The organism is Pseudofrankia inefficax, assembly GCF_000166135.1.
Classification (GTDB): Bacteria; Actinomycetota; Actinomycetes; order Frankiales; family Frankiaceae; genus Pseudofrankia; species Pseudofrankia inefficax.
Window position 1 is genome coordinate 612,300 of sequence record NC_014666.1, and the last position, 15,464, is coordinate 627,763.

Consider the following 15,464-nt stretch of genomic DNA (forward strand, 5'->3'; position numbering starts at 1 on the left):
TGCGTCGGCGGCCGAGCGGCTCGACCAGCCGGGCCGGTGTCAGGCCGTCGCCGAGGCGGGCGGAGACGGCGAGGTCGGCCCGGTCGGGGGAGGCGAGGTCGGCGGTGGGGACGGCGAGGTCGGCGGCGAGGTCGGCGAGTCGGCGGCCTTCGCTACCACGAGCGTGACGTTGCTCCCGCGGCCGATCATGGCGCCCGGGGTGGTCGACTGCGTCAGCACGGTGCCGGGCGCGGCGCTGCTCGACTGCTGCGTCACCGTGACGGTCAGGCCGTAGGAGGTCAGCAGCCGCTCGGCGTCGGCGCGCTGGCGGCCCCGCGCGTCCGGCATCGCGACCTGAGTGCTGACCACGGTGATCGTCACCTCGGCGTGCACCGGCACCTTCGAGCCGGGCGCGGGATCGACGGTCTCCACCAGCCCAGCGGTGATGGTCGACGGCCCCGGGTCCTGCCTGACGGTGGCGACCAGCCCGGCCTGCGCGAGGGCGGCCTCGGCGTCGGCCTGGGTCCGGCCGGCGACGTCGGGAACCGCGGTCTGGCCCGGGCCGGTGGACACCGTCAGCGTCACGGTCGCGTTCTTGGCCGTCGTCGTGTTGGCGGCCGGGTCGCTGGCGGTGACCGTGCCGGCCGGTTCCGAGGCGGCGACGGAGGAGATCGCGATGTCGGTGAAACCGGCCTTGTGCAGGGCGTCCTGCGCGTCGTTCGTCGTCATCCCGATCACGTTCGGCACGCTGGCCAGCGACTTCGTGCCGGCCGGCACGACGACCAGGATCGTGACGCTGGACCCAGGCGGAACCTCCACCCCAGCAGCGGGGAAGATCGCCGCCACGTGGCCGGGACTGACGCTCGCCGGCCCGCTGATCGACCGCACGACGACGGTCAGGCCCGCGTCCTGCAGGTTGGACCGCGCGGCGCTGTCGGTGAGCCCGACGACCTGGGGGATCTTGACGGAATCCAGGCCCGCCGAGACGACCAGCGTCACCGTGTCGCTCGCCTCGATCTCGATGCCCTCGCCCGGCTGGACGCTGAGGACGGTGCCCTTCGGCTTGAGGTCGGGCGTCATCTCGAACTGCAGGTGAGCGAAGCCGGCCGCGTGCAGCCGGGCCTCAGCCTCCTTGACGGAGAGGCCCACCAGGTTGTTCGGGATGGTCAGCTGCGCGGCCAGCGTGGCATTGGCGGACCGGCCCGAACTGTCCACCGCGGCCGCGGCCGCCACCCCGACGGCCGCCAGTGCCACGATCACGCTGAAGGCGCTGATCACGGTTGTCCACGGGATCCGGCCGCCGGGCGCGAAGCCCGGGAACCACCGGGCGAGCGCCGCCAGCGGGCCGCGCCTGCGGGGCGGCGGCCAGGTCGACCGGCCTGAGTCGTCGAGGCCGTTCAGCGACAGGGTCTCCAGAGTGCGTCCCGGGCCGCGTGGCGAGTCACCGCGTAGCGTGACCGTCCGCTGGCTGATCCGGTTGACGCCGCCGGAGCCGTCGTCGAAGTCGGCGTACTCCAGGCCGTCGGAGTCCAGACCGGAGGCCGAGTCGAAATCGGTGTAGTCCAGGTCGCGGAAGCCGTGGTCGTCGGAGTCGTCCAGCTCCTCGCCGACGGAGCCGAGTCGGGCCAGGTAGCCGACGGTGAGCTCGGTGCCGTCGTCACCCCAGACACTCAGGTCACCGAAGGTGAAGTCGTCGTTCAGGCCGGCCACGGGTATCGGACCGCTGCCGACCGTCGGCGGGTCCTCGTCGTCGCCGGCCATGTCCGCGCCGGGCTCGCTCACGGCGTCGTCGGCGGGCCCCTGAGAGTCGTCGGCCGTGGCGGAGACGTGTGCCCCGGCGTCGGCCGCGCTGGCACCGTCACCGAGCGTGCCGTCGCCCAGCGAGCTGTCCCCGACCGAGCTGTCGCCCTGCGAGCCGTCCTCGGCCGCGTCGGCCCCCGGCGACCCGGCTGCCGTGCCGGTCCGAGCGGCACTGCCCGCGCCGGTGCCGGCCTGGTCCGCGTTGGCGGCCGGATCTGTGCCGTCCTGGGCCGCGGCGGCCGACACCACGCCCGCGGCCGGGGTGCCCGCGCCGGCGTCAGACGTGTCGGAGCTGGCCGCGTCCGTGCCGTCGGCCGCAGGAACCCCGGTAGCGGCCGCCTCCGCGCCGGCCGAGCTCCCGGCGTCGGCCTCCGACTCCGCACTGGCTGCCGACTCACCTGCGGCCCCGGCGTTCACGGCCGGGGCGTCCTCCCCGAGGCCGCCACCGGACCCGTCGGCGGGCGTCACGGGCTCGGCGGCGCCGCTGCTCGCCGCGTCGGAGCCGGCCGCGTCCGTGCCCGCCGAATCGGCGGCCGGCGCGGCACCGTTCGGTTCGGCACCGTTCGCGGCGGTGCCCGCCTGCGCGAGCGCGCCGCTCTCGGCGGCCACTGGCTCGCTGGCCGGGGGAGTGACCCAGATAGGCGTCGTGGCCCGGATCGTGCTCAGTGCCTGGAGCCGGTTGACGATCTCCGCCGCGGTCGGGCGCTCGGCCGGGTCCCGCCGCATGGCGTCCCGCACGACCTCGGTCAGCCCCTCGTCGAGCCCGTCGAGGTCCGGGTCCGAGTTGACGATCCGGTACAGCACGGCCGGCACCGCTCCGCCGCCGAACGGGCGCCGCCCGGTCGCCGCGAAGATGATCAGGCCGCCCCAGGAGAAGATGTCGGCGGCGGACGTCACCCGCTGGCCGCGAGCCTGCTCCGGGGCCATGAACGCGGGAGTGCCGACGACCAGGTCGCGGGTCACCGCGACGCTGTCCGGCGCCCACGCCACACCGAAGTCGATCACCCGGGGGCCGAACTGCGAGAGCAGGACGTTCGACGGCTTGAGGTCGCGGTGCACCAGGCCGGCCGCGTGGATCACGGTGAGCGCCGAGGCGACGCTGACGGCGACCCGCTCCACGTCGGCCGATCCGAGCGGCCCCCGCCGCGACACCGTCTGGGACAGCGGCGGCCCGTCGACGAACTCCGTCACCAGGTAGGGCGCGCCGTCCGGGGGATCGACGGCGTCGAGCACCTCGGCGGTGCAGTAGCGGGCGACCCGGCGGGCGACCTCGGCCTCACGCCGGAACCGGGCCCGGTACTCGGGGTCGTCGGCCAGCTCGGCGCGCACGATCTTGACGGCGACCCGACGGCCGGTCGGGGATCGGCCCAGGTAGACGGTGCCCATGCCGCCCTCGCCGAGGCGGCGCAGCAGCTGGTAGCCGTCGAGCTCGCGCGGGTCCGACGGGCGCAACGGGCTGCCCGGCAGCTGCGTCGCCCGCGCCGGTGGGCGCGCCAACGCACGCGACGCGCCTCCGCGTGAGTCCACGTCCCCCCCGTTGACCAGAGAAATGTCGGACGGCCGCGCGTCCCACTGTGAGGACGCCCCAGGCGACAGTTTGGTTGTCTTCTGTCGTATACCTGACACGTCCGACAACCCCTGACACCGACTCGCCGGGAGGCCCCCGCCGGCCACGCTGCGTGTCCGACAAGGAGCGTGCGCCGCCGCCGGGGTCGTGCGGAACCGGCCGTGGGTCAGGCCGGTTGGATCATGTCCCAGCGGTTGCCGGCGAGGTCGAGGAAGACCACGACCCGGCCGTACGGCTCGTCGCGCGGCTCACCGAGGAAGGTGACGTTCGCGGCCAGCATCCGCTGGTAGCTCGCCTCGAAGTCGTCGACGTGCAGGAAGAAGCCGACGCGACCGGCCGCCTGGTGACCCACGGCAGCGGACTGCGCCGGCCCGTCGGCACGCGCGAGCAGGATCGAGGTCTCGGCGCCTGGCGGGCGGACCACCACCCAGCGCTTGGGCCGCCCGTCGTTGGTCGTCGCCGGCGAGTCCTCGACCAGCTCGAAGCCGAGCACCTCGGTGAAGAAGACGATCGCGGGGTCGTACTCGTCGACGAGCACCATCACCTGGGCGAGCTTCACCGCACGACCCTAGCCAAAAGGCACCGGGCGGCGCGCGGGTCAGGGAGCGCCGGTGGCCTGGGCGGCGAAGTCGAAGACCAGCCGGTCGGGTTTGGCCAGCTCGGTCACCCGGTAGCCGGCGACGCCCGAGAGGCCGATGCCGAAGTGGACGTAGCCCTCGAAGTCGCCGGCCAGCGCGATCTGCCGCACGGCCGGCAGGCCACCACCGTCGATCGGGCTCGTCACGGTCGGCTGGCCGGCAGCGTCGTGCGCGGCGGCCGGGGTCAGCACGATCTGGAAGAACGCCTGCCCGGCGAGCGCCATCGCGGTGCCCTGGCCTGGCTTGAGCACCTGGTTGACGTACTGCGCGGTGTAGCCCGGCAGCCCGCCGGTGAACTCGAACACCACCCGGTCGAAGCTGAGCCCGTCCGCGATGTCGTGCCCGGCGGTCACGTTGACCAGCTCGGGCGGCGGTGTCGTCGACCGGACCTTGGACGTCGGCCCGCTCGGCCAGGCCGGCGCGCTCGGCGCCTGCGCCTCACTGGGGCTCGGCCGCGGTGTCGCGACCTGGCTGGACGTCGCCGTCGGGCCGCCGCTGGACGTGGCCGGCGTCGAGGGCGCGGCTGAGCCGCCGCTGGAGCAGCCCGCGAGGACGCCGACGACGAGCGCCAGCACGGGCAGAACGGCGCGGGCGCCTGGCCGTCGGGCCGCCAGGACCCGCGTCGCCGGCGCGGTCGGAGGCGGGGAGGCGAGCGAGCGGGTCCGTGAGCTGGTTGACGGCATGACGGCCTCCGACCTGATGCCCGGCCCGCCGAACCGGCGGCTCCCGGGAGCGCTGAGGGTACGCCCGCGGCGGCGCCCATACGGCGGGAATGTCCTCATGCTGACGGCCGCGGCACCGCCGGGCCAGGCCCGGACGGCCCGTCCTCGCCCTACCCTGCGGACCCGGTCTTCGCTCATGGCGCCGCGGCCACCGCGATGACCCGGGTACCGGCCGCGGCGGTCGCCCCGGTCGTGATGGCGTCGCCGAAGGCCTGCGCGCCGCCGGCGGTGTCAAGGAGCCAGTAGCCGCGGCCGCTGGGGGTGGCCGCGATGCCGACGACGGTGCTCGACCCGGACGCCGAGCCGTAGCCGCCGGCGCCACCGTGCGCGCTGACGAGGCCGGCCGCGGTGACCGTCCAGTAGCCGGCCCCGGTCGGTGACGCGGCGATGCCGACGGACCGCTGCGGGCCGGTCGCCGGGCCGGTCGGCTGCGCGCCAGGGGCGATCGCCTCGGCGTCCCCGAACGGGTAGACCCCGCCGGCGGCGTCGAGGAGCCAGTAGCCACCGCCGGTCGGGGTGGCCGCGATGCCGACGACCGGCGCCCCGGGCGCCGAGAGCAGCGACCCGTAGCCGGTCAGCGTGCCGTGCGGGACGACGGTGCCGGTGGCGGTGACCGTCCAGTACCCGCCACCGGTCGGCCCCGCGGCGGCCGCCACGACCGTGCCGGTGCCGGCCGCGGCCGGCACGGCGGGCGCGTCGCCAACCGGTCGGCCGGCGCCGGTGGCGTCGACCAGCCAGTAGCCCCGGCCGGTCGCGGTCGGCGCGATCGCGACAGCGCCGGGGTCGGCGCCGGTGCTGGCGACCGCCTGGGCGGTGCCACGGGCGAGCACCGTGCCGTCGGCGGTGAGCAGCCAGAACCCCGGTGGCCGTGGCGAGCCCTGGTCGGGCGGGGTCGGCGCGTGGCCCGGAGACGGAGTCGGCGTCGCGGGGCCGGTCGGATGGCCTGGCGCGCCGGCCGAGCCGCTGGGCGGACCGGTAGGCGCGGGCGCCGTCGTCGGCTGGGCCGCCGGCGGGTCGGCGGGCCCCGGTGCCCCGTCCCCGGCCTGGTTCGGCGACTGTCCGTCGACGCCCGCCCCGGACGCCGCCTGCGAGCCCCCGGTGCCGACACCACCGCCCGCACCGGCCTGGTCGGTGCCGCCGGTCTGGCCGCCGCCGGGTCCGCCCGAGCCCGTCGGCTCGCCCGGCGTCTGCTGACCGGCGGTCGGCTCCGGCTGTGGCGGGGCCGCGGTGTTGCTGGCCGGCGGCTCGGGCTGGCCGGGGCCCGTCGGCCGGTTCCCGGTCGGCTCGCCGGTCTGCCCACCCGGCTGTCCGCCGCCACGGCCGTTTCCAGCCCCGGTCCGGTCGTCGCCCCGCCCGCCGGTGCCCCGGCCCGTGCCGTCCGCTCGGCCGCCGCCGTCGCCTCGCGTACCGGGTCGGCTGGACGGGGTCCAGCCGGGCCAGATCAGGCCCGGCCGGCCGCCGGACCCCGTGCCGCCTGCCCCCGTGCCGCCGCCCTGGGACGACGACTGGCTGGCCGTCGGCGTCGGGCCGGGTGGCAGCGGGCGCGGGGTGTTCGTGCGGAGGCCTCCCGGCAGGGCCGCGCCGAACTTCAGCAGGGTCCGCCGGCTGGCGCCGTTGACCAGGACGACGGTCGGGCCGGTCTCGTCATTGATCCAGAGCTGGCCGCTCTGGACGTCCAGGCTGATCCGCGACGGGGTGCCGACCGGCGCGACCGGCACCGGCGCGGCGAACCGGGCCGTCTTCGGGTCGAAGTCCCAGACGACGCCGGCATTCGAGTCGGGCACGTAGACCTGGCCGTCGTGGGAGACCGGCGCTCCGACCTGGTGCCCGGCGCCGGTGCCCGTGCCGGTCGCCGCCGCGAGGGCGGACACGTCGACGTCCGCCGCTCCGACGGCCGGCAACGTCGTCGTGCTGACCCGCCCGGTGGCGAGGTCCGCGAGCAGCAACTCGCCGTTCGCCGGCTGGGCGAGCGCCAGGACCTGGCCGTCTGTGCTGGTCGGCAGGAGCAGCCGGGCCGCGGCCCCGGAGGTCGCCGGGGCGTCCGGAAGCCGGATCGCGGCGTCGGCGTGGTCCATCGCGAGGCGGACGACCGTGCCGGCCGTCTGGTCGACGACCACCGCGGACCCGGCGACCGTCGTGACGTCGAGCCGGTCGCCCGCCGGCGCCACCGGAACCGGCGTCCCCGGCGTCCCGGCGCGGACCGGGACGACCGTGCCGGCACTCGCGACCGGCACCCACAGCGTCCCGTCCGGCGTCTGGGCCGCGGTCCCCAGCCCGGCCGGGAAGGTGATCGGCGCGCCGAGCTGGGCCAGCGTGCGCGGGTCGAGGCGGATCACCCGGCCGGTGGCGGCGTCCACCGCGTAGGCGTCCCCGGCCGCGGCGAGCACGACGGCCCCGGGCGGCAGCGCGACCGAGGCGCTGATCGTCAGCAGCGACGGGTCGACCAGCCAGACGGTGCCCGCGAGATCGTCCACGACGATCACGGCTTCGGCCTGGTCCGACGGCCAGCCGGCGCCGAGGTCCGCCGCTGCCCCGGTAGCGGCGGCTCCCGGCGCCCGCGCGGCGGCGGCCGACGGGGTCGGCGTCGTGGCGGACGCCGACGGGCGGGTCCCGGCCGGCCCGGACGGCGCCGCGTCGGTGGGAGCCGCGGCGGCCGGCCGGGCGAAGCCGGTCAGCACGGTCAGCGGGTGCCCGGCCGCGCCGGGGAGCGTCACCGCCGCGTCGGCCTGCCCGGACGGCCCGTTGACGTGGAACAGCAGACCGAGCCGCTCGCTCGCGAGCCAGCCGCCGCCGTCCGACAGCGTCAACGCCACCGAGTGGGAGCCGCGGCCGAGCGCCGCCGCGCCACCGACCGCGACAAGCGCGAGCGCCGCGGCGATCGACGTCAGCCGGCGGGCCCGGCCCGACGGTGCCGGCTCGTCCCGCGGCCCGCCATTCTGTTCGGCGTGCTCGTCGCCGGGCGCCGCGGCCGGACCCGCGAGCGGGCCGAGGCCCGCCAGCCCGCTGGAGCCGGGCGTTCCGACGGGGCCGGCCGAACTGGGCGCGGGCGGTCCGCTTCGCGGTGTGCGGGTCACGGCACGTGTGACGGCCGGCCAGCCAGACGGGTTGCGAGCCGCGCGGGACCAGATGCTCGTCGGTAGCCGGCTCACGGGCGGGAGCTGCCGAAATCACCGAGCGGTCAACTTTCTCGGGCGTCGGAGACAACGAATGCCGGGGCGTCCTCGTCTGAACTGAGCGAACCGACTCGGGCCGCGGGGAAACCCGGCGGGCGCGCACACCGAGCCGGTTCCGGGCGGCTCCCCCCGCCGCCCGTGCGGGCGGGTCGCGCCGGCCGTCCCCCTCGGACGGTGCGACCCGCCTGCCACTCGCGGCGAAGCCGCGCGTCACGTCCGCCGGCCGCCGTGGCCTTCGGTAGCCGACAGCGTTCCCGCGACCCACGCAGCTCCCGCAGCCCACGCAGCTCCCGCAGCCCACGGAGGGAACCGCACCGTGACGATCCCCGGCCCGATCCGCGGTGGCGCCCGATGAGCGCCGAGCTGGACATCTTCGCGACGGCCTTCTCCGACGTGGTCACGAACGTCGAACGGGTGATCCGCGGCAAGCGGGAGGCGATCGAGCTCGCGGTCATCTGCCTGTTCGCGGAGGGCCACCTGCTCGTCGAGGATGTGCCCGGCCTGGGCAAGACCACGCTGGCCCGCAGCCTCGCGGCGTCGGTCAACGCGAGCTCGCACCGGATCCAGTTCACTCCCGACCTGCTGCCCTCCGACATCACCGGCACCACGGTCTACAACCAGCGCCTCGGCGAGTTCGGCTTCCGGCCCGGCCCGGTCTTCGCGAACCTCGTCATCGGCGACGAGATCAACCGGGCGTCCCCGAAGACGCAGTCGGCGCTGCTCGAGGTGATGGAGGAGCGCTACGTCACCGTCGACGGCACCCGCTACCCGGTGCCGCTGCCGTTCATGGTCGTGGCGACGCAGAACCCGGTCGACATGGACGGCACGTACGCGCTCCCGGAGGCCCAGGTCGACCGGTTCCTGATGCGGCTGCGCCTGGGCTACCCGAGCACCGAGGCCGAGCTGGAGATCCTGGAGAGCCGGCAGGTCGGCCGCCGGGTCGAGGACCTGTCCCCGGTGATGCGCGCCGAGGACGTCGTCACCCACAGCGAGCGGACCCTGTCGGTGCACGTGGCCCCGGCGCTGCGCCGCTACATCGTCGACCTGGTCGCCTCGACCCGGCGCATCCCGGACGTGCTGCGCCTCGGCGGGAGCCCGCGGGGCAGCGTCGCCCTGCTGCGGGCCGTCCAGGTGCGCGCCGCCTCGACCGGCCGGGAGTTCGCCACCCCGGACGACGTGAAGGCGCTCGCCGCCCCGGTGCTCGCGCACCGGCTGGTCCTCAGCCCTGAGACGGAGCTGAAGCGGGTCACCGCCGAGGATGTCGTCGCCGAGGTGCTGCGGGCGGTCCCGTCGCCGCGTCGGCTCATCGGCGTCTGACCGGTGGGCGCGGGAGCGGATACGGCGAGCCGACAGGCCCGAGACGAGGCGGCGACGGATGAGGTGCCGTCGACCGGCGTCGCGGCGGTCGCTCTGAGCGCGGACGGACTGGCGCTCGGCGGCCCGGCGGCGGCCCCGAAGGAGGCGCCCGAGCAGCGGCCGACGGTGGTCACCCGGGTCACGCCGTTGGGCGTCGGAGTCCTCGCCACCGCCGTGGTGCTGGCGGCGGGTGCCTTCGTGCTGCGCTACGCCGAGCTCGCGGCCCTCGCCGCGGCGGCCCTCGCCGCGCTGCTGATCGCGGCGTTCGCGGTGGCCCGCCGGCCCCGCCTGCGGGCCACGTTGCGGGTCGGCCCCGCCGGGGTTCCGCGCGGCGAGCCGGCCACGCTCGTCGTCGAGCTGCGCAATCCGCACCGGCGGCCGTCGCCGCGGGTGCGGGTCGAGATCCCGTGGAGCCACGGCGCCCGTGGCGCGGTCCCGGCGGCGGGTGCCGCCGGAACGATCGTCGTGGACGTTCGTCGGCTTGACGGCGCGAGCAGCCGGGCGGTGGAGCTGCCGCTCGACACCCAGCGCCGCGGGGTGGTCGGCTTCGGGCCGGTCCTGGTCCGCCGGTCCGACCCGTTCGGCCTGATCAGCTCGGCGACCTGGCTCGCGGCGGCCGACGTGCTGCGGGTGCGGCCGCGGGCCGTCCCCCTGGGCGCCCCACCGGCCGCCCCCGCCCGTGACCCGGACGGGCGGACCGCCGATGGCGCCGCCGGCGGGGTGATCTTCCACGGGCTGCGCGAGTACGTCAGCGGCGAGGACCTGCGTTTCGTGCACTGGCCGTCCAGCGCCCGGACCGGCGTGCTGATGGTCCGCGAGCACGTCGAGCCGAGCGAGCCGGCGTCGACGGTCGTTCTCGACACCCGGCCGGCGGCCTACCCACCCGGCGAGGTCGGCGCGGACACGTTCGAGGAGGCCGTCGACGTCGCCGCGTCGGTGCTGCTCGGCTGTGCCCGGGAGTCGCTCGGCGTCGTGCTGCTCACCACCGCGGGGGTCCGCCGGTCCGGGCGCGGCCGGGCGCCGGAGACCTACGCGCTGCTCGACGACCTCGCCGAGGTCGACCTGGATCCGGCCGGCACCCTCGACGTGCTGGGCACGGTGCGCCGAGGCGGCGTCGGCACGTTGGTCGTCGTCACCGGCGGCTTCGACGACGGGCAGCTGCGCGCCGTGGCGCCGGTGGTGCACCGCTTCGGCCAGGTGGTGGTCGTGCGGGTCGGTGCCCGCAGCCTCGCGGCGGCCCGGGCCCGGTCCCGGCGGACGCCGGCCGATCGGCCCCGGCTGCGCCGCGCGTCCTCGGCGCCCGACGCCGCGACGCTGCTCGGGCGGTTCGACCTGATCGGCCGGCCCAGCGAGATCGGTACCAGCGTGGCCGGCCGGCTGCGCGTCGTGGACATCCCGGACGCCGCTCGGCTGGCCGAGGTCTGGCCCGTGGGCAGCCGGGGCCGGGCCGCCGGGGTGCGGTCCAACGCCCGAGCCGGCTACTTCGGCGGCGGTGCCGTGTGAGCGGGGGCCGGCGATGACCGGGCCCGAGCGCCCGGACCTGGTGGAGTCCGCGCGGCGCCGGGAACGCCGTGGCAGCTCGCCACGGCGCGCGTCGCCGGTCGGCGGGTCGGTCGACGGGCCCACCTCGCCGACGGTGCCGATCGTGCAACGCTCCGAGGCGGACACGGTGCGTGTCCCGGTGCCGGCGCTGCCCGCGCCGCGGCCTCCGGACGGCCGAGGCAGGTCGGCGCGGAACCCGGCGCCCGAGAGCGGCCGGGAACCCGAAACCCAGGGACCGCGGTCGCGCGGGCCGCGGTCGGGCAGACCCGAGGCGCCCAGGCCGCAACCGCGTACATCGGAGCCGCGTGCATCGGATCCGCGTGCACCGGAGCCGCGTGGGCCCGAGCCGCGTGGGCGAGGCGAGGGTCGGCCGGGAGATGGCGGAGCGGCCGGGCGGGCGGACTCCAACCCGGTACCCCTTGCCCGAGTCCGGCCTGTCCCGGCGCCCGTGCCGGCCGAGCCGGCCGCTCGGCGCGCCACGTCGCTCCTGCTGGTGGTGGCGCTCGCCCTCGTCGACGGGTGGGGGTTCGTCCGGCTTTTCTCGGCAGCCGACCTGCGGCTGCTCGTCCCGGTCGCCGCGGTCGCGCCGGTCCTGCTGGTCGTGGCGGCGTCGTGGGGCCGGCGCCGGCCGGCGCCGTTCGCGCTGTCCGCGTTGCTGTGGACCGTGGGGTTCGTCCTGGTGGCGGCCGCGCTCGTGACGGCAAGGGCCGGGGGGCCGGTGGCCCGGCTCGCGGAGGTCCGGACGGGGGTGCTGGCCGGGCCGACGCGGCTGCTCGACGTCGCCGTGCCGGCACCCGGAGACGCCGACCTGCTGGTGGTGCCATTCCTGGTCACCTGGCTCGCCGCCGCGCTTGGCGCGGAGCTGGTCGTGCGGACCAGGACCCGGCTGCTGCCCGCCTTCCCCGCGCTGCTCGCCCTGCTCGCGGCGACCGCCGCCGCGGTGCCGGGGCAGGGGTCGAACCTCGCCCCGGCGACGGCTCTGGCCGCGGTCGCGGGCCTGCTGGTGCTCGTCCGCCGGCCAGCCGCCCTGACGGGAACCCCCGCCTCAACGGGAAGCGCCGCCCCGACGGGAACAGCGGCCCCGACGGGAACAGCGGTGCCCGGTACGAGCGCCGGCCCGGGTGGCCTGCCGGACCCGGGGCCGCGCTCGACGCGGCTCGCCGACGGCTCCGCGCCGGGACCGGCGGGCGGCGAAGCGACCCCGAGCAAGCCCGAGGACGGCTTGACGCCGGCCCGGCCGACCCGGATCACGCTGGGCCCCGGCCGGCCGTCCCGGCCGCTCGCGGCGGCCCGGGCGCTGGGTGCGCTGACCGTCGTGGTCGCCGCGGCCGTCACGGCCGGCGCGGTGCTGCCCAGCGCCTTCGCGGCCGGCGGCCCGGTGGACCCGCGGGCGTACCGGGCGACGCCGGCCGACCAGGTCGCCGGGCTGAACCCGCTGTCGGCGCTCGCCGGCTGGACCACCCGGCCGGACGACAAGCTGTTCACGGTCCGGCTGACGGGCCAGGCGGCCGGCCCGGTGCCGCTGCGGCTCGCGGTGCTCAGCGACTTCGACGGCGCCAACTGGACCTCGTCCGCGCGCTACACCCGCGCCGGCCAGACCATCCCCGCCGGCCGCGACCAGCCGGCCACCGGTGGCGCGCCGGTCACCCAGGAGCTCACCGTCGCAGGCCTGACCGGAACGCAGCTGCCGACGCTGGACCGCCCCGTCCAGGTCGGCTCGGCCACGGACGCCGGGCTCGCCGCCGATCTGGCCGACGGGCTGCTGCTGCGGACGGCGCCCCTCACGACGGGCGAACACCTCACCGTGGTGTCACGGCCGGCGCCGGCCCGTGCGGTGGCCCAGCTGGCGACGCTGACCAGTGGCACGGCGGCGACCGCCGAGCAGGACGCCGAGTACCTGGCCCTGCCGGCGAACGTCCCGCCGGTGCTGCGGGCCCTGGCCCGGGTCGCCGCCGGCCAGGGCACCGGCCCGTTTCAGCAGGCCGCGCTGCTGCAGCACTACCTGGCGACCAACTTCCAGTTCGACCCGCGGGTGCCGCCCGGCCACTCGCTCGCCCACGTCGAGCACTTCGTCGCCGACACCCGGCGCGGCACGTCGGAGCAGTTCGCCACGACGTTCGTGCTGGCGGCGCGCGTCCTCGGGTTGCCGGCCAGGGTGGTCGTCGGGTTCACCCCGGCCGCGCCTGCCGGGGCGGCGACCGTGACGGTGACCGGACGCCAGGCACTGGCCTGGGCGGAGGTCCGGTTCGACGGCGCCGGCTGGCTGCCGTTCTTCCCGACGCCGTCGGCGGTCGACGCCCGCGGTGCCGCGCTGGCCGGCTCCACCCAGGGTGAGTCCGACGCACAGGCGGCGCTGGTCGACGCGGCCGTTCGCGGTCCGCTGGCCGTGCCGGCGGCCGTGAACCGTCCGGCGGCGACCGCCGCGACGCCATCCGGTCGGGCCGGGCACCTCCGTGGCCTGGTGGAGTGGGTCGCAGCCGGGCTCGGCGCGTTGGCGGCTGGCTACGTCGCGGTCGCGTTGGCGCGGCCAGTGGCGCGTCGCCGCCGACGGCTGTCCGCCCGGCGCTCGCCCCGGGAACGGGTGGTGCTCGCCTGGGAGCATGCCGTTGACGCGCTGCTAGCCGTGGGCGTGCCCGTACCGGTCTCGGCGAGCCCGGCGGAGGTCGTCCAGCTTGGCGCGGACGCCGTCGGGGGCGAGCGTGCCGACGGCAGACGGGCAGGCGCTGCCGGCGCGGGCGCCAGCATGAGCGCGCTGCGCGGTCTCGCGCACCTGGCCACGCTCGCCCTGTTCGGGCCGGATGACGGCGCCGGCCGAACCGGAGCCGGGGCCGTGCTGGTGGCCGGCGCGACCGTGATGCCGGTGCCGGTGCCGGTGCCGGGCACCGGCCCGATCCCCACGCACCGGCATGGCCCGACTCACGCGGCCGGCCGCGCCTCGCGCGGGCTTCCCGCCGGCCGGACCGGACCGCTGGCCCTGCCCGCGGGCCGGACCGGACCGCTGGCCCTGCCTCCTGGCCGGACCGGCCCACTCCCGCTCCCGAGCGGCCGGACCGGCCCGCTCCGGAGTGGCGGGACGGGTATGGGTCCTCGGTCCAATGGCCGGACGGGTCCGGGTCCGGAGCCGGCGGCGAACGGTCGGACGGGCGCGCTCGCGCTGGCCGATGGCCGGCGGACCGGTCCGTTTGGGCTGCCCGCTGGCCGGACGGGCCCGCTGGCGTTGCCGGGTGGACCCGGTGGGGTTGAGCCTTCCGTCGCGGCGGGCGCCGGCGCGACGGGCTGGGACGGCGTGGCCGGTCGTCGGGCGGCCGACGAGGCTCGGCGACTCGCCCTGACGGTCGAGCAGGCGGCCTGGCGGTCGACACCCTGGCGCCGCCGGCTGACCTCGCGGCTTTCGCCCCGGGCGGTTCTCACCGGCCGATGGCCGTCGGCCAGCGGCTGACCGCGCGCCTCGGCTGGAAATGGGGCTCGTCAGAGGCTGACGGGCTCCATGGCGTGCAGGGCGGCCACGGTCGCCGCGTACAGCCTGGACTTGATCACGCCGAGGGCCGGTGACGCCTTGCCGGTGAGCGGGCGGGCGATCTCGATCGCCGTGGTTTCGACCGCGCGTTCCGCCTCGCTGGCGTCCGTGACACCCGCCGCGGCGATCGCGTCGACGATGCCGGCAGCCAGGGCGTCGGCCCCGCCGTACCGGCGACCGGTGACCATCGCCTCGGCCGCGGTCCTTGCTGGCAGTCGTGCGGAGATCAGGCTGGACATCCCGACGGAGAACGGCAGCCGCAGGTCGACCTCGGGCAGGCACCAGAAGCCACGGTCAGCCCGCATCACCTGGAAGTCATGTGCGAGCGAGAGCATCGCGCCCCCGGCGAAGGCATGGCCCTGCAGCGCGGCGACCGTGACCAGCGGCAGCGTCAGGACTCGGGCGAACAGAGCCTGGACGGAACCGAGATAGTCGGTCAGCTCATCGGTGTGGGCGATCATCCAGTCGAGATCCAGCCCATTCGACCAGATCTTGCCGCGAGCGACCGTGACCAGCGCTTTTGGCCCATCCGTCGCCTCGATCTCGGACAGCAGTGCCTCGACCTCGACAAGCCAGTCCTTGGTGAACCGGTTCTCGCCGTCGCCGAGATCCAGCACGTACACCTCGCCGTCGTGCTCCAGCTTCGGCATCGTTGCTCCTCGCCGCGTCGTGGTCCGTCCTGTCATCGTCGCCGATCCGGGTCCGCTCGCCGGTCGATCAGACGTCGACCGTGCGAAATGCCGGCGGCGATCCAGCTTGGGCTTTTCGAACCCGCACCTGCTCGGGTCGACCGATCGACGGGCCTCGCGCCCGGACCGACCGCTACCGAACCCACCGACCTGCCGGCTGCGCCAGTTCGACCACATCCCCCACCCCACGCCCCCAAGCAGCCGCTACCCGACCCCCACCCCCAGCTCCAGCCCTCACGCCCGGCCCCAGCCTCACGCCGGGCCCCAGCTCCAGCCCTCACGCCGGGCCCCCAGCCTTCACGCCGGGCCCCAGCCCTCAACGCCCTCCAGCCCTCGCTTCAGCCCCCCATCCACCCCCGATCGGCCCAATTCCCCTGCGCAGTCAGTGATCAAGTCGAGCCTCGCGCCGCATCGGAACGCCTTGATCACTCGTTGCGCAGGCAATGCGGCGTCTCGTGCCCCAATTTGTCCACTCTTTTCC

8 protein-coding genes are annotated in these 15,464 nt (G+C 76.7%); 3 read left to right on the forward strand and 5 right to left on the reverse strand.

The features are described 5' to 3' along the window. Positions 1 to 39: 39 nt before the first annotated feature. The 4 genes from FRAEUI1C_RS41805 to FRAEUI1C_RS02515 form a co-directional block, all read right to left on the reverse strand. On the reverse strand, positions 40 to 3,306 hold the full coding sequence (locus FRAEUI1C_RS41805) for a PASTA domain-containing protein (RefSeq protein ID WP_438270012.1): 3,267 nt from the start codon (positions 3,304 to 3,306) through the stop codon (positions 40 to 42). 206 nt (positions 3,307 to 3,512) lie between these two features. Then, positions 3,513 to 3,905: a VOC family protein gene (locus FRAEUI1C_RS02505; protein WP_013421707.1), complete on the reverse strand. Its 393-nt coding sequence runs from the start codon at positions 3,903 to 3,905 to the stop codon at positions 3,513 to 3,515. Between the two features lie 39 nt (positions 3,906 to 3,944). Beyond that, the gene (locus FRAEUI1C_RS02510; protein ID WP_013421708.1) at positions 3,945 to 4,667 is read right to left on the reverse strand and encodes an AMIN-like domain-containing (lipo)protein; all 723 of its coding nucleotides are present in this window, start codon (positions 4,665 to 4,667) and stop codon (positions 3,945 to 3,947) included. 173 nt (positions 4,668 to 4,840) lie between these two features. Then, on the reverse strand, positions 4,841 to 7,780 hold the full coding sequence (locus FRAEUI1C_RS02515) for an NHL repeat-containing protein (protein ID WP_013421709.1): 2,940 nt from the start codon (positions 7,778 to 7,780) through the stop codon (positions 4,841 to 4,843). A gap of 450 nt (positions 7,781 to 8,230) precedes the next feature. On the opposite strand from FRAEUI1C_RS02515, the gene FRAEUI1C_RS02520 reads away from it, so the two are divergent. The 3 genes from FRAEUI1C_RS02520 to FRAEUI1C_RS35850 all read left to right on the forward strand — a co-directional run bounded on the left by FRAEUI1C_RS02520 (position 8,231) and on the right by FRAEUI1C_RS35850 (position 14,216). Then, positions 8,231 to 9,196 carry an AAA family ATPase gene (locus FRAEUI1C_RS02520; RefSeq protein WP_013421710.1) on the forward strand — a complete coding sequence of 322 codons (966 nt, stop codon included), beginning with the start codon at positions 8,231 to 8,233 and terminating at the stop codon, positions 9,194 to 9,196. A gap of 63 nt (positions 9,197 to 9,259) precedes the next feature. Next, positions 9,260 to 10,738 (forward strand): DUF58 domain-containing protein, encoded by a 1,479-nt coding sequence (locus FRAEUI1C_RS02525; protein WP_013421711.1) that lies wholly within the window; start codon positions 9,260 to 9,262, stop codon positions 10,736 to 10,738. Positions 10,739 to 11,225: 487 nt separating this feature from the next. Next, positions 11,226 to 14,216, forward strand: a complete 2,991-nt coding sequence (locus tag FRAEUI1C_RS35850; RefSeq protein WP_013421712.1) for a transglutaminase TgpA family protein — start codon at positions 11,226 to 11,228, stop codon at positions 14,214 to 14,216. 29 nt (positions 14,217 to 14,245) lie between these two features. Here the strand turns inward: FRAEUI1C_RS35850 and FRAEUI1C_RS02535 are convergent, their stop codons facing one another. Next, positions 14,246 to 14,944 carry an enoyl-CoA hydratase/isomerase family protein gene (locus FRAEUI1C_RS02535; RefSeq protein WP_013421713.1) on the reverse strand — a complete coding sequence of 233 codons (699 nt, stop codon included), beginning with the start codon at positions 14,942 to 14,944 and terminating at the stop codon, positions 14,246 to 14,248. Positions 14,945 to 15,464 lie beyond the last annotated feature (520 nt).

What these genes read in the sequence shown, in the direction of transcription:
- FRAEUI1C_RS02520 (WP_013421710.1), top strand. Translation starts at nt 8,231, where the DNA reads ATGAGCGCCGAGCTGGACATCTTCGCGACGGCCTTCTCCGACGTGGTC.
- FRAEUI1C_RS02510 (WP_013421708.1), bottom strand. Translation starts at nt 4,667, where the DNA reads ATGCCGTCAACCAGCTCACGGACCCGCTCGCTCGCCTCCCCGCCTCCG.
- FRAEUI1C_RS02535 (WP_013421713.1), bottom strand. Translation starts at nt 14,944, where the DNA reads ATGCCGAAGCTGGAGCACGACGGCGAGGTGTACGTGCTGGATCTCGGC.